The organism is Draconibacterium sediminis, from assembly GCF_000949475.1.
Classification (GTDB): Bacteria; Bacteroidota; Bacteroidia; order Bacteroidales; family Prolixibacteraceae; genus Draconibacterium; species Draconibacterium sediminis.
In genome coordinates this window covers 205,673-220,722 of record NZ_JRHC01000005.1, presented here as the reverse complement: position 1 = coordinate 220,722, position 15,050 = coordinate 205,673, and the positions used below count along the sequence as shown (strand labels likewise).

General features: G+C 41.6%; 14 protein-coding genes. 8 read left to right on the top strand and 6 right to left on the bottom strand.

The features are described 5' to 3' along the window. Positions 1-6 precede the first annotated feature (6 nt). From gcvP to LH29_RS17675, 3 genes are all read right to left on the bottom strand, one after another. Positions 7-2,883, bottom strand: a complete 2,877-nt coding sequence (gene gcvP, locus LH29_RS17685; protein WP_045032344.1) for an aminomethyl-transferring glycine dehydrogenase — start codon at positions 2,881-2,883, stop codon at positions 7-9. A gap of 92 nt (positions 2,884-2,975) precedes the next feature. Beyond that, on the bottom strand, positions 2,976-3,617 hold the full coding sequence (locus LH29_RS17680) for an MBL fold metallo-hydrolase (RefSeq protein ID WP_045032342.1): 642 nt from the start codon (positions 3,615-3,617) through the stop codon (positions 2,976-2,978). A 3-nt stretch (positions 3,618-3,620) separates the two neighbouring features. After that, a complete protein-coding gene (locus LH29_RS17675) occupies positions 3,621-4,271 on the bottom strand; it encodes a protein-L-isoaspartate(D-aspartate) O-methyltransferase (RefSeq protein ID WP_045032339.1) in 651 nt (216 codons plus the stop codon). 165 nt (positions 4,272-4,436) lie between these two features. Here LH29_RS17675 and LH29_RS17670 point away from each other — a divergent pair, with 165 nt between their 5' ends. Then, positions 4,437-5,300 (top strand): Gfo/Idh/MocA family oxidoreductase, encoded by an 864-nt coding sequence (locus LH29_RS17670; protein WP_045032336.1) that lies wholly within the window; start codon positions 4,437-4,439, stop codon positions 5,298-5,300. A gap of 91 nt (positions 5,301-5,391) precedes the next feature. After that, positions 5,392-6,810: a sugar transferase gene (locus LH29_RS17665; RefSeq protein WP_045032334.1), complete on the top strand. Its 1,419-nt coding sequence runs from the start codon at positions 5,392-5,394 to the stop codon at positions 6,808-6,810. 123 nt (positions 6,811-6,933) lie between these two features. Here the strand turns inward: LH29_RS17665 and LH29_RS17660 are convergent, their stop codons facing one another. The 3 genes from LH29_RS17660 to LH29_RS17650 are packed head-to-tail and all read right to left on the bottom strand — an operon-like array spanning position 6,934 to position 8,394. Continuing rightward, complete coding sequence (locus LH29_RS17660; protein ID WP_045032333.1) at positions 6,934-7,245, bottom strand: antibiotic biosynthesis monooxygenase family protein; 312 nt, start codon at positions 7,243-7,245, stop codon at positions 6,934-6,936. After that, on the bottom strand, positions 7,242-7,808 hold the full coding sequence (gene thpR / locus LH29_RS17655) for an RNA 2',3'-cyclic phosphodiesterase (protein WP_045032331.1): 567 nt from the start codon (positions 7,806-7,808) through the stop codon (positions 7,242-7,244). Before thpR ends, LH29_RS17660 begins: the two co-directional genes overlap by 4 nt. A 1-nt stretch (position 7,809) precedes the next feature. Beyond that, positions 7,810-8,394 (bottom strand): DUF4294 domain-containing protein, encoded by a 585-nt coding sequence (locus LH29_RS17650; RefSeq protein ID WP_045032329.1) that lies wholly within the window; start codon positions 8,392-8,394, stop codon positions 7,810-7,812. A 107-nt stretch (positions 8,395-8,501) separates the two neighbouring features. On the opposite strand from LH29_RS17650, the gene LH29_RS17645 reads away from it, so the two are divergent. The 6 genes from LH29_RS17645 (at position 8,502) to LH29_RS17620 (ending at position 15,045) form a co-directional block, all read left to right on the top strand. Further along, positions 8,502-9,758, top strand: coding sequence for an arginine deiminase (locus LH29_RS17645; protein WP_045032327.1), 1,257 nt, complete (start codon positions 8,502-8,504; stop codon positions 9,756-9,758). Between the two features lie 27 nt (positions 9,759-9,785). Continuing rightward, complete coding sequence (locus tag LH29_RS17640; protein WP_045032326.1) at positions 9,786-10,313, top strand: RNA methyltransferase; 528 nt, start codon at positions 9,786-9,788, stop codon at positions 10,311-10,313. Between the two features lie 93 nt (positions 10,314-10,406). Then, on the top strand, positions 10,407-11,699 hold the full coding sequence (locus tag LH29_RS17635) for a DUF2851 family protein (protein ID WP_082063821.1): 1,293 nt from the start codon (positions 10,407-10,409) through the stop codon (positions 11,697-11,699). Between the two features lie 16 nt (positions 11,700-11,715). After that, positions 11,716-12,780 (top strand): potassium channel family protein, encoded by a 1,065-nt coding sequence (locus tag LH29_RS17630; protein ID WP_045032324.1) that lies wholly within the window; start codon positions 11,716-11,718, stop codon positions 12,778-12,780. Positions 12,781-12,782: 2 nt separating this feature from the next. Beyond that, entirely contained in the window at positions 12,783-14,045 is a 1,263-nt protein-coding gene (locus LH29_RS17625) for an outer membrane protein assembly factor BamB family protein (protein WP_045032322.1), read from the top strand. A 70-nt stretch (positions 14,046-14,115) separates the two neighbouring features. Then, positions 14,116-15,045, top strand: a complete 930-nt coding sequence (locus LH29_RS17620) for a sensor histidine kinase (protein ID WP_052671060.1) — start codon at positions 14,116-14,118, stop codon at positions 15,043-15,045. Positions 15,046-15,050: the final 5 nt, after the last annotated feature.

The following is a 15,050-nucleotide window of genomic DNA, read 5'->3' as shown; positions in this document are numbered from 1 at the left end:
ATTTTTTTAGTCAGCAAAAGCTTCGTATTCCTCTGGTGAACCGCAGGTACAAATCAGGTTACGATCGCCCCATGCATTATCAACACGGCCAACCGGCACCCAGTATTTGTTTTCGCGCACCCAATCCAGCGGATAAGCGGCTTTCTCGCGGCCATAAGCGTGTGTCCATTCATCGGCACAAACGCTCTGGGCTGTGTGAGGTGCATTTTTAAGCACGTTGTCCGCTTTGTCGGCAACACCGTTCTCCACTTCTTTCACCTCTTCGAAAATCGAGTTCAACGCGCTGATAAAACGATCCAGCTCATCTTTCGATTCACTTTCTGTCGGCTCGATCATTAAGGTACCGTGAACCGGGAACGACAGCGTTGGTGCGTGGAAACCATAATCCATTAAACGTTTCGCAATGTCTTCTTCTGTAATTCCGGCAGATGCCTTCAGGTGGCGGCACTCCAAAATCAATTCGTGCGCTACACGTCCGTTTTCGCCGGTATATAAAATTCCGTAATTATCTTTTAATGCGGTTGCAATATAGTTTGCATTTAAAATGGCGATTTTTGTGGCTTCTGTCAGGCCTTCAGCTCCCATCATTTTAATGTAACCGTATGTAATCGGCAATACCGAAGCACTTCCCCACGGAGCTGCAGAAACCGCTGTAATTCCCACATGGCCGTTATTCATAATCGGGTGCGATGGCAGAAATTCAACCAGATGACTTGCAACTCCAATCGGGCCAACACCAGGGCCACCACCACCGTGCGGAATAGCAAATGTTTTATGCAGGTTAAGGTGGCACACATCGGCACCAATCAGTCGCGGATTAGTCAATCCAACCTGCGCGTTCATATTGGCACCGTCCATATAAACCTGGCCGCCATTTTCGTGAATCACCTCACACATTTCAATAATCGAGGCTTCGAAAACTCCGTGTGTTGACGGATAAGTTACCATAAACGCCGAAAGCCGGTCTTTATGCAGTTCAGCTTTGGCACGAAGGTCGTCCATATCGACATTCCCTTTTTCGTCGCATTTTACCACAACTACTTTTGTGCCTGCCATTACCGCACTTGCCGGGTTGGTTCCGTGTGCCGAAGAAGGAATAATCACCACATCGCGCTGATCCTCTCCACGGCTTTTGTGGTATTCCTGAATTACCATCAAACCGGCATACTCGCCTGCAGCACCCGAGTTAGGTTGCAAACTTACATCGGCCATTCCGGTAATTTCTGCCAAATCGCGGCGCAGTTCTTCCATCATTTCCTGGTAACCGCGAGCCTGGTTTTTCGGAACAAACGGATGCAAACCGTTAAATTCAATCCAGCTCAACGGCAACATTTCAGTAGCTGCGTTCAGTTTCATCGTGCACGACCCCAACGAGATCATCGACTGTGTAAGCGAAATATCTTTTTTTGCCAGGCGTTTAATGTAACGAACCATTTCTGTTTCCGAGCGGTATTTATTAAACACCTCCTCGGTCATAAATTTAGAAGTTCGTTTAAACGTGGCATCAATTTCAAATCCTTCAGGATATTCTTCGGCTACCTGCCATTTTTTGTTGGCAGCTTTTGCAAACACTTCAATGATCCAGCCAATATCCTGCGGGTTGGTGGTTTCGTCGATGCTGATACCCACATCGCCATTATCGAAATAGCGGAAGTTCATTTCCAGCTCGTGTGATAACCACTCAATATCTTCGCGCATTACATGTTTTGGTAATGCAAAACGTATGGTGTCAAAAAAGTTTTTATTGATTTGAGTATAACCCAGTTTTTCAATTTCAATGGCAAGAAATGCTGCGATATTATGAATGCGCTCAGCAATTCCGACAATACCTTCAGGGCCATGATAAACACCAAAGAAACCTGCCATAATAGCCAGCAACGCTTGTGCTGTACAGATATTTGATGTTGCTTTTTCGCGTTTAATGTGCTGCTCGCGGGTTTGCAGTGCCATACGAAGCGCCCGGTTTCCGTGCATATCTTTGGTTACCCCAATAATACGGCCCGGCATATTTCGTTTAAACTCTTCGCGTGCTGCAAAAAATGCGGCGTGTGGTCCGCCATAACCCATTGGCACACCAAAACGCTGCGAGTTACCGAATACAATATCGGCACCCCACTCTCCCGGAGGAGTTAGAATTGCCAGCGACATCAAATCGGCGGCAACTGCCACTTTTATCTCTTTTTTGTGCGCTTTTTCAACCAGCCCGGCATAATCGCTGATTTCGCCATCCGAGTTCGGATATTGAACGATTACACCAAAAACCTTATCATCAAAATTAAATTCGTCTTTAGGTTGAATTTTCAATTCGAATCCCAGCGGCAGCGCACGGGTTTTTAATACATCGTGCGTTTGCGGCCACATCTTTTCATCCACCAAAATGGTATTTACATCGTCTTTCACCATTTTCCGCGATCTCAGGTTGGCCATCATTACCATCGCCTCAGCAGCTGCAGTAGCCTCATCGAGCAACGATGCATTGGCAATGTCCATTCCGGTTAAACCACAAACCATGGTTTGGAAGTTCAGCAAAGCCTCCAGTCGTCCCTGCGAAATCTCGGCCTGGTAAGGTGTGTAAGAAGTATACCACACCGGATTTTCGAGCACATTACGCAAAACCACTGCCGGAGTAATGGTATCGTAATATCCCATTCCGATGTACGTATTGAATACTTTATTTTTTGATGCCAGCTCGAGAATACGACGGAAGTACTTTCTTTCCGACAATCCTTCCTTCATTTTTAAAGGCTGTTGTAACCTGATGTTTGAAGGAACTGTTTGTTCCAGTAATTCCTCCATCGACGAAACACCAACAAATTCAAGCATTTCGGCAATTTCTGCTCCTCGCGGGCCAATGTGGCGGGTGACAAATCTATCCTGAGACATTCGAAATATTTATTTATAGTGAATTTTTCTGCAAGTATATAAACTGAACGGATTTTAAAACATGACTTTAAACAATTTTAAAGCGTTTAGTTTTAGGTTAAAAACGGATTATTCTCTTTTTCAAAGCCAAGTGTGGTTTCCGGGCCGTGGCCACAGTACACTTTTGTGTCGATAGGCAGTGGAAAAAGTTTTTCTTTAATATTGGTTATCAAGGTATCAAAATCGCCACCGGGCAGATCAGTTCGTCCGATGCTTCCATAAAATATTACATCGCCGGCAATTAACAGCTTGTCGTTTTTACTGTAAAAAACTACATGCCCGGGAGCGTGTCCCGGAACGTGAATAACTTCTAGGTCGGCTTCACCAAACTTAATCGTCTGTCCCTCTTCAATAAATTCATCGATGGGTTTTACCGGCTGCATTTCGAAATTATACATTTTCCCCTGATCAACAGCCCGATCTACCCAAAAAGCATCGTCGGCATGTGCCAAAAACGGTATTTTGTATTCATCGCGAATAAAATCAACACCCATAATATGGTCGAAATGGCAATGGGTATTAATTATTTTTACCGGTTTCAGTTCGTTTCGCTCTATGTAATATTTTACTTCGTCCTGCTCTTCTCCGTAATAAAACCCGGGGTCGATCAGTACACATTCTTTTGTTTCTTCGTCGCTTAAAACCAGGCTATTCTGGCTCAGTGGGTTTACTACAAACTTTTTAACTTTTATCATTTATCAGAAATTTACGGTTCCTTTTAAGAGAGGAACAAAAACAAAGCCTCCATGTTTTTTCATTTTGAAATCATTTTCGCCGGTACGTACAATTTCGCACATATCCTGGTGTTTATCGCTACCCACCGGCACAACAAGTTTCCCTCCTATTTTCAGCTGCATTTTTAATTCGGGCGGCACCAGTGGAGCGCCTGCTGTTACCAGAATTTTATCAAAAGGTGCAAAATCGGGCAATCCTTTATAACCGTCGCCAAAAAAGCAGGCCGGTTTATAACCTATCGACGGTAAGAACTTATGTGTTTTGGTGTACAACTCTTTTTGCCGTTCGATGGTAAAAACCTTGGCTCCCATTTCAACCAAAACGGCTGCCTGGTAACCCGATCCGGTTCCTACTTCCAATATTTTTTCGCCCTTTTGTACATCTAGCAGCTGGGTTTGAAAACCCACTGTATAGGGTTGCGAAATGGTTTGTCCGGCACCAATGGGAAATGCCTGATCTTTGTATGCAAAATTTATAAAACCACTGTCCATAAACAAATGGCGCGGCACATTGCCAATAGCCTCCAAAACCGATGGATTTCGGATCCCCTTCACTTTCAGGCCTTCAACCAAACGCTTGCGCAGGCCTTTATGTCGCGATGTTTCGTTTATCATTTTTATGTTGCTATAGTCACAAAATTAATCGAATATACTTACCATCGACAGTTGCTACACATAATGAATATTAACATTTAACGTTGATAAATTAACACCTGCTCTAATAAAAGATGTTGAGCTGTATTCTATATTTGCATTTAAATTCATTTTAAATAGCGCACTATGCTGAATGTTGGATTAATCGGGAACACTAAAATTCTTGAGCCATTTGTACTGGAGATCAAGAAAAACGCCCAAATCAATATTATTGGGAAAGCATCTGTTGGATCGAGCGCAGAGCTCACCGGTTTTCATTATTCCATCCCGGAGTTTAACCGGGTTGAATTAATTGAACGTGCCGATTTGATCATCATGGACAACTCAACGCCCATGCCGTTTAAATTCATGCGCGATATTATAAAAAAATCGAAACACATATTTTGTGCTGAATATCCTGATCTTACCATCGATGAGTGTACTGAGTTGAATAAGCTTATCAATGAATCGCGCTCGGTGGTGCAGGTTACCAATCCGTATTTTTTCTCGCCGGCCATTCAGTGGGCAAACAAAAACATTAAAACACCGGCTTTTATCGATTATTCCAATTTCGAGGAAGATGTAACCAAAAAGAAATCGCTGTATCCCATGTTGTTAATGCTGCTGAAGCTTACGGGCATTTCTCCGAAAAAGATTGGCGCGGTAACTTTCCCGGGATATAACAACTCGAAATTTACCAACGTACGCCTTGAATTTGGTGATGCTTCGGTGGTTAACCTGAATTTTGGGAAACTGGAATCGCTGAAGAATTTTAAAGTCAGAATTTATTCCGACAACCAGTTTGCTACATTCAACTTCAGTAAAGAAAAGTTTTTATCGGACAACAAAACCATTGAATTTGCTGATGACTGCATGGTGAATCAACTCGATATTTTTATTCAAACGATTGAAGGAAAGATTAAAAAAATATCGACACTTGATGATTATTTAATTGCCATGCACGTGGCCCAAAAGATTAACAAAAAGATCGCACAGTTTTCTATTCATTAATAGCAACAAAAAACTACTTTTACAGCAACAATTTGCGCTACAGGCCGTTTGAATATTGACACGATAAACGACCTGACTTAATCACTTGTTAATGAATAAATCGCGGCAAACAGCCAAATATTTATTTTTCGATTTTTTTGCTGCAGCACTTGCCTGGGCTGCTTTTTTTGTGTACCGAAAAGAAATTATTGAACCCCAGTATTTTAACGGCTGGGATGTTCCGTTTGAACTCACTCCGCAGTTCTATTTAGGCTTATTGATTATCCCTGCTTTTTGGATTACCTTTTATTACATCGTTGGATTTTACAACAATATTTATCGCCGGTCGCGACTGCTTGAACTGGGGCAAACCTTCTTTACCTCGGTAGTTGGAGTCGTAGTAATTTTCTTTGCATTTTTACTCGACGACTGGATTGGGTCGTATAAAAACTACTACAACCTTGTTTTTACGCTGTTTGGGCTACATTTTTCGCTCACCTATATTTTCCGCCTGATACTGACCACACAAACCATTCATAAAATACACCAGCGCAAAATTGGCTTTAACACGCTAATTATTGGGAGTAACGAAAAAGCGTTAAAGGTGTATAACGAAATGTTGAACCAGTTTAGGCCGGCCGGAAATAAGTTTGTTGGTTTTATTGAATTGGATGAGAACAGCGACTCTGTTTTAGGCAAGCAGCTGCCCATGCTTGGCCACATAAAAGACATTCTCAACATTCTTGATAAAGAGCAAATTGAAGAAGTTATTCTGGCACTGGAAACAAGCGAGCACGATAAACTAAGTGAAATACTTACGATTATTGAAAACAGGCAAATTACTATTTGGGGAATCCCCGATTTGTACGATTTACTATCGGGCATTACAAAAGCCAATACCATTTTTGGTAGTCCGCTGATAAAGATCAGCAACGGATTAATGCCCGGCTGGCAGGAAAACATGAAACGCTTGCTGGATGTTTTGTTCTCTATTATCGCACTTGTCCTGTTTTTTCCGGTATTTATTGTGCTGGCGATTATCATTAGAACATCATCAAAAGGGCCTATTATTTACAAACAAGAACGCATAGGCCGATACGGCAAACCATTTTATATTTACAAGTTGCGCAGTATGGTTGACGGAGCAGAAAACGGCTCGCCTGCCCTGTCGTCGGAAAACGATACACGGATAACGCCAATTGGCCGTTTTCTTCGTAAAACACACCTCGATGAAATTCCACAGTTTTTTAATGTAATAATGGGAACAATGTCGTTGGTGGGTCCGCGTCCTGAGCGCGAATACTACATTAAACAAATAATTAAACGGGCACCGCATTACACCCACTTACATAAACTGCGTCCGGGAATAACTTCGTGGGGACAGGTAAAATGTGGTTATGCATCGAATATTGATGAAATGCTTGAACGCCTAACCTACGACATGATGTACCTGAAAAACATTTCGCTGTACATCGATTTTAAAATACTGATTTACACCATTCTGGTTAGTATAAAAGGTAATGGGAAGTAAAACTTTTCAGTCGCAGTTTTCAGTCGCAGTTACCAGTCGCAGTTTTCAGAATCTAGAATCTAGAATCTAGTATCAAGAATCCACTATCCAGTTAAGCATTCTCGCATTAAAGCATTCTATCATTCAGAATTCCGCATCGCGCTCCACAACGGCAACCCTTAGCTTGTACTTTTTATACCATTTTTCTTTTCCCAGTTTTTGTGCCTGCAAATGTTTGGCATTGTTTTTCCAGTTTTTAATCGCTTCCAGGCTTTCCCAGTACGAAACGGTTATTCCCAGCCCGTCACGAGCTGATTCTTCTCCCAAGAATCCGGGCTGTTGTTGAGCAAGCTCCAACATTTGTTGCGCCATTTCTGCGTAACCTTCATCAATAGTGGTGCGCTGTGTGGTAAAAATCACTGCGTAGTATGGTGGTTTTGGTGTATTGGCAATCATTTTAATGGGAATGTTTTAATTGGCCTGTATTCGGGCCCGGTTTGTTTTAATATGCTCTGAAATAATATTATTTCTTTCACTTCAATTTTCTGGTATTCAGCCATAGGCATTTCATCTAACAGAGAGAAAAACCGGGATCTGTTTTCAACCGATTTTATGCGGCCTAACGTTAAGTGGGGTCTGAAAGCTTTTTGCTCGCTATCAAAACCACAGGCAGACACCTGCTCCTCGATTTCCGGCACCAATTGCAACAACTCCTCCGATTCGTTGAGTTTAATAAACAAAACGCGTGGCTGGTTTTTGCTTTTAAAATAGCCCGTTCCTTTTAGGGTGAGTTCAAATTTCGGTTTTTCAGAAAATAACTCCTCCAACCGATCGACCAATTCATACAGCTGCCCGCGTGTTGTGTTGCCGATAAAACGCAAGGTTAAATGAAAACTTTCAGTATCAACCCAGTTTATCCGGTCGCTGGAAAACTGGTTTTTAAAATGTTGCAGCAGTTTCAGAACATTCTCATTGGGAACTATTTTTACGGCAATAAAAGTTCTGATGTGGTCACGCATGCTACAGATATCCTAATTCAATTAATGTTACGATTTCTTCCAACACCTGGTCTTCTTCATCCGGATCGTAACCGGCTTTTAAATCGTTCCGGAAAAGTTTGGCAATTCCCTGCCAAAAGGTAGCGCTGAATCCTCCCCTGAAATCTTTTATCAAACTGTAGGGTGTTCGCTCCGTTTCGCGATTAATCAGTTTCAGTAAAATCCGCCCATCCGAAATCGACCACGTTTTCAGTTCATTTTTGTGTTTGTCCAGCAGTTCTTTTTCTAACTGCTTCATCAATTTTCGCTGTTCTTTTCGTTCTTCCAAAGCATAGTACTCAGGCTCATACTTTTTAAGCAGTTCCCGCGCTTCCACGGCCAGCGGGTACACCTTTTTTACTTTTTGTATGTAACGCGTATACCGGCGGTATTCACGTTTGTTTTTAAATTCACGATCAGGAAAAACGGGTATCTCTTTAATATTCTTAAAAATAATTGTATCTCCATCCTGAACATAGCCCAGATTTATCTCCGAAGAATCATTTTCCTGGGCTTCGACCAGCCACGCTCCCATCATCAAAATCAATATAAAAACAAACCTCCTCATCAAAACATTTTTAGCAACATAAAAGTAGAACGAAATATTCGTTAATCAATTACAGACCATACAAAGTTTATATCTTTGGTTCCGAAAACAAAAGATTATACGCGATTATGCAAACATCGGTTCATTCAGAAATTGGCCAACTGGAAGGCGTAATTATCCACACCCCGGGTTCGGAAGTTGAAAACATGACTCCGGCAAATGCCGAACGTGCACTGTATAGCGACATTTTAAATTTGTCGATTGCCTCAACCGAATATGCCCAGTTTGAAGGCGTGCTTAAAAAAGTATCGAAGGTTTATCAGGTGAAAGAGCTGCTGGCCGACATACTGTCTATTGAAGATGTAAAAGAAAAACTGCTGAAAGAAATCTGCATGACCGAATACATCGATTCGTGCCAGCAAATGCTGGAAACCGATGCGAAAAAACTGGCAAAAATGCTAATTGAAGGTGTGGTGCTGGAGAAAAACAACCTGACCAATTACCTGAGCAACGAACGTTTTTTGCTGCGGCCTTTACACAACCTGTTTTTTACACGCGACTCGGCAATGGCAATGAACGACAATATGCTTATTGGCAAAATGGCCAACCCTGTTCGCGAGCGGGAATCGCTGATTATGGAGGCCATTTACAAATATCACCCTGGTATTGAAAGCCATGTTTTAAACCCGGCTAAACCGGAGGCGAACATTATGGTGAACCGAAAATCGATGGTAGAAGGTGGCGATGTACAAATTGCCCGCGACGATATTTTTGTTATCGGAACCGGCGTACGAACCAGCACGCAGGGAATTGATTTTATCATCGAAAACATTAAAAAGCAGAAAAAAGAAAAACAACATATTATCGTTCAGGAGCTGCCCGAAACACCCGAGTCGTTTATTCACCTCGACATGGTTTTTACTTTTCTGAATACCGATGAATGTATGGTTTATCCGCCCGTAATTTTTGGGATGAGCCGCTTTAAAACCATACATATTGAAATTGAAAATGGTGAGGTAAGCCGTATTGAAGAAATGCCCAACCTGCCAAAAGCGTTAAAAAAGCTGGGCATGGATTTAAAACCGATTTCGTGTGGTGGCAACAGCGACGAGTGGATTCAGGAGCGCGAACAATGGCACAGCGGTGCTAACTTTCTGGCTTTTGCACCAGGAAAAATAATCGGCTACCAGCGTAACGTACACACCATTGAGGAGCTAAACAAAAACGGCTACGAGGTAATTGCGGCCACCGATATTATTTCGGGAAAAATAGCGGTTGATGATTACAAAAAATGTGTGATAACCATTGCCGGATCGGAACTGGCACGCGGTGGTGGCGGTGCACGTTGTATGTCGCAACCATTCAGACGAGCTGCAGTGAACTGATAGAATCACATTGAAACAAAAAGATTTATGCGCAAACTCAGAAATATAGAACTTGGCCGTTTAAGCGTTGAGGAATACAAACAATCGACTAAATCACCCATTGTTGTGGTGCTTGATAATATTCGAAGTTGTAACAACATTGGCTCAGTGTTTCGCACGTCGGATGCTTTGTTGATTAATAAAATTTACCTATGCGGAATTACAGCCACACCTCCCAATAACGAAATCAGGAAAACCGCCCTTGATGCCGAAAAATCGGTTGACTGGGAATATTTTGAGCACACCGAAGAAGTGGTAAAAAAATTGAAGGAGGAAGGGTTTAAGGTTTATGCCATTGAACAGGTGGAAAACAGTATTATGCTGCCCGATTATCAACCGGCCGAAAATGAAAAAGTTGCCCTGGTTCTTGGCAACGAAGTAAAAGGAGTAAAACAAAGTGTGGTGAATCTTTGCGATGGCAGCATTGAAATTCCGCAATACGGAACCAAACATTCTTTCAATATTTCGGTAAGCGCCGGAATTGTTTTGTGGGATATTTTTCAGAAAATAAAGTGACTACTGATTGATAGCCCGACTTCGAGTCAGACCACCAATTTCCAATATTTCAAACATTTTCCTTATTTTTAAAGGAAACTAAAATATTCCCAAATGGCTGACTCGCAAAATATGCCCGAAGAATTTCTTCAATACATTTGGCAAAACAAACTTTTTACAACAAATCATATAAAAACGGTTGAAGGCGACCGGCTTGAGATTATCGACCAGGGACGAAAAAATACCGATTCCGGTCCCGATTTTTTTAATGCGAAGATCAAATTAAACGAAACTACGTGGGCCGGCAATATCGAAATCCATAAATCAGCCTCCGACTGGCAAAAACACGAACATACCAACGACAAAGCCTACGACAATGTTATTTTGCACGTGGTTGAAACGGCCGACACAACAATCACCCGAAGTAATGGAGAGCTTATTCCAACGTTAATTTTGAACTACCCGGAACAACTTAAACACAATTACCAAAAGCTGATAAATGCACAAACCTGGATCGCATGCGAAAACCAGTTTCATAAAGTTGATCCGATACTGTTGCAGTTGGGTTTTAACCGGCTGATGATAGAACGCCTGGAAACAAAAACACAGGCTATTGTTGAGCAACTTGAACAAAATAATAACAACTGGGAAGAGACATTTTTTCAACTACTGGCACGCATGTTTGGATTTAAAGTTAATGCATTGCCCTTTGAATTATTGGCCAAGTCGCTCTCGATTCAAACACTGCTTAAACACAAAAACAGCCTCTTTCAACTAGAAGCCTTGTTGTTCGGGAATTCAGGATTACTAAACCAGCAACTTTTAGGCGATGAGTACTATATCCGGCTTCGCGACGAATATTCCTTTCTGTACAAAAAATACAAGTTAAAAGGAATAGAAGGCCATTTGTGGAAATTTATGCGCTTGCGACCACCTAATTTCCCTACCATTCGTATTTCACAACTGGCGGCACTTATTTATCAAACAGAAGGGCTGTTTTCAAAAATTCTGGAAATTGAAACCATCGAAGAATTAAAAAAGCTGTTCAAGGTAAAAGCATCCGAATACTGGGATACACACTACAACTTTAATAAACCATCTAAAAACACTCAACCTAAGGAACTGGGCGACACGGCAGCCCACATTCTGATTATCAATATTATCGTTCCGTTTTTGTTTGTGTATGGCGAAAAACAAAACAAACACCATTTGAAAAACCGAGCGCTCGGGTTTCTGGAAAATCTTCCGGCCGAAAACAATTCCATCATTTCAAAATGGGCAAAACTGGGTGTTCAGGCGCGCTCTGCTTTTGATTCGCAAGCTTTACTTCAACTAAAAAACTATTACTGCGAATCAAAAAAATGTTTAAATTGCCAATTAGGGGTGAAATTAGTTTCATCAGTATAAAATCAGGACGACTAACATGCTAACAAGTAGCCAACAGTATAATAAATTTCAAGCGGTTTCGAGCAAAACCGTTAAAATCGGGATAGGTCTGCTTCTCTCGATTTTAATTTTTGGCTCAGCAGGGTATTATTACATCGAGGGAATGAACCTGCTCGACAGTGTGTACATGACAGTGATTACCATTTCCACTGTTGGTTTTAAAGAGGTTGGTTCGCATCCCTTAACCCCCGATGGAAAGATATTTACTATTGCTTTAATTATAATGAGTCTGGGTAGTTTGGCCTATGTAGGCTCGAATATGGCACGTTTTGTTTTCGACGGAGAATTGGCTAACTATATAAAAACGTACAGGGTGGATAAGAAAATTGCAAAATTAAAAGACCACGTAATTATTGTGGGATATGGCAGGAATGGCGAACAGGCAGCCATGGAACTGGCCGAAAACAATGTTGAGTTTGTTATTCTCGACAAACGCGATAACGTTATTTCGAGAATACGTGAAAACCCTAATTTGTTATACATCAAGGGCGATGCAACCCATGAAGAAACGCTGGAGCAAGCGGGTATTAACCGGGCAAGAGCACTAATTGCCACCACTCCAAACGATGCCGATAACGTTTTTGTGGTACTTACCGCCCGAAGCATGAATCCGGGACTTACCGTTATCAGCCGCGCTTCGGAACTGGAAAGCCAGATGAAACTAAAACGCGCCGGTGCCACCAATGTAATTATGCCTGAACGTATTGGAGGTCAGCGTATGGCAAAGCTGGTTCACCAACCCGATGTTGTTGAGTTTATCGAATACATTTTGCTGCAAAAATCGCAGGATGTTACGCTGGAAGAAGTGGCATGTAAAAATCTGGCACAACGATTTGTCGGCAAATCAATTGCTGAGCTCAGGGTTCGCGAAACAACAGGAGCCAACATTATTGGAATAAAAATTAGCGGAGCCCGTTACGTTTTTAATCCCGATCCGCAAATGATACTTTCGCGCAACGATCAGCTTTTTGTTTTGGGAAATCCAACCCAGATTAAACGCCTGAAAGAAGTAATGCAAAGCGAAGTCAACTTAAAAAAATAACTATGTTCAAGTTGAAATATCTGTCTTTCTCGTTTATCGCATTATTTAGTTTTGTTTGTTTTCTGAAAGTTGAAGCCCAAATAACTCAGTTCCGTGGCCCAAACCGCGATGGTATTTTCCCTGAAAAAGGTTTGTTAAAACAATGGCCCGAAAATGGTCCGAAAACGTTGTGGGTTGCCGAAGAACTTGGCAAAAGTAATGCATCAACTATTGCTACAGAAAACAGAATTTACACCACCGGAAATATCGATTCGCTGGAATATGTGAGCTGCCTCGATTTGCAGGGAAAAATTCTTTGGCAAAAACCGTATGGTAAAGCATGGAGAAATTCTTTTCCCGAAGCACGTTGCACTCCAACGCTGGAAGAGAACCGTTTGTACCTGCTATCAGGAATGGACCAAATGGCGTGCTTACATGCGCAAACCGGTGAAACAATTTGGAAAGTTGATTTACATGAAAAATATCAAAGCGACTGGGATATGTTTGGAGTTTCCGAATCGCCACTTTTGGTAGATGATAAAATAATTGCATCGATTGGTGGCGAAACAGCGATGGTTGTGGCACTTGATAAAATGACAGGAGAACTGATTTGGAAATCGGAATCGATGCATGCAAAACGTTCAAACATAACACCCGCGCTAATTGAGCACTGCGGTAAAAAATACATTATAACAGCCAACCAAACGCATGTTGTTAGCCTGAGTGCCGAATCCGGAGAAATTATGTGGAGTTTTCAGCATAATTACCTTAGCAAAAATGGAGATAATACAACCATTTTAACCAATGTTCCAACGTACCACGATAGTTGTTTGTGGATTACAAGCGGTTGGGATGTGAAATCGTCGATGCTACAAATCGCTCCCGACGGGAAATCAGTTTCCGAAAAATTTGCCGATCAAACGTTTGATAATGCCAACCACGGAGTTGTGCTGATTGATGGTTTTCTTTACGGCTCGAACTTTACTGGCCGACAAAGCGGAAAGTGGGTGTGCATGAACTGGGACACCGGCGAAATTGTGTGGATTGCCGATTTTTACAATAAAGGACCGATAATTTCAGCCGATGATATGTTATACCTTTGCGACGAAAAACGAGGCAACATGGCACTGGTAAAAGCAAGCCCGAAAACGTTTGAACTGATTAGTGAGTTCAAAATAAAATATGGTTCAGGGCCATACTGGTCGAGGCCGGCAATTTATAACGGAATGCTTTTGGTGAGACATGGCGAAGTGCTGGTAGCATACGACATTCGGGAAAATATTTAACTTTATCCTCCGTTTTTTTATAATCCTGACAACAGCAAAATACAATTTTGTATTTTTATGTCTTTGTTTTATGAAAAAGATCAAATTTGAATACCGTATCACTTTACTCTACCTCCTTATCGGTGGACTTTGGATCATTTTCTCCGATCGGTTTCTACTATCGGTAACCAGTAACCAGGAAATTCTGACCAAATTTCAAACCTATAAAGGGTGGTTTTATGTGGCTGCTACCGCTGTACTTTTGCTTTTACTATTAAAATCGCACCTCCGGAAATTAAGGAAGGCGGAAGCCGAGGCGAAAAAAAGCAACGCTTTAAAAACAGCTTTTCTACAAAACATTTCGCACGAGATCAGAACTCCGATGAATAGCATAGTTGGCTTTTCTGATATTCTGAACACCCAGGAGTTTAATGAGCAAGAAGTAAATCAGTACCTGGCCATCATTCGAAACAGCTCAAATCAATTGCTGTATATCGTTAATCAACTGCTTGATATTTCAATGATTGAATCAGGAAATGTAATAGTATTCAACAACACTTTTACCCTGAACAATATGATCGATGAAATAGATGCAGCTTTTAAACCCACTGTAAAGGATTCGATAAAATTTGTAGCGGAAAAAGGATTGAGTGATGAAAAAAGCCACATTGTTACTGATGCAGGAAAACTTCGGCAGGTAATTATGAATTTGCTTAACAATGCCAATAAATATACGGAAGCAGGCACCATAAAATTAAGTTATACGCTTGAGAATAATATGTTGAAGTTTACTGTCGAAGACTCTGGGATTGGCATTGCCCCCGAAAAACGGCAATACATCTTTAAACGTTTTCAAAAGGCACATAACGAAAATAAAGAGTTTTACGATGGTGTTGGCCTTGGACTATCGATCTGTAAAGGCAACATCGATCTGCTAAAAGGAGATATTGGCTTTACTTCTACCATTGGAAAAGGTTCCGTGTTCTATTTTCGTATTCCATACTCACCGGCTTCGCGGTAAATAAA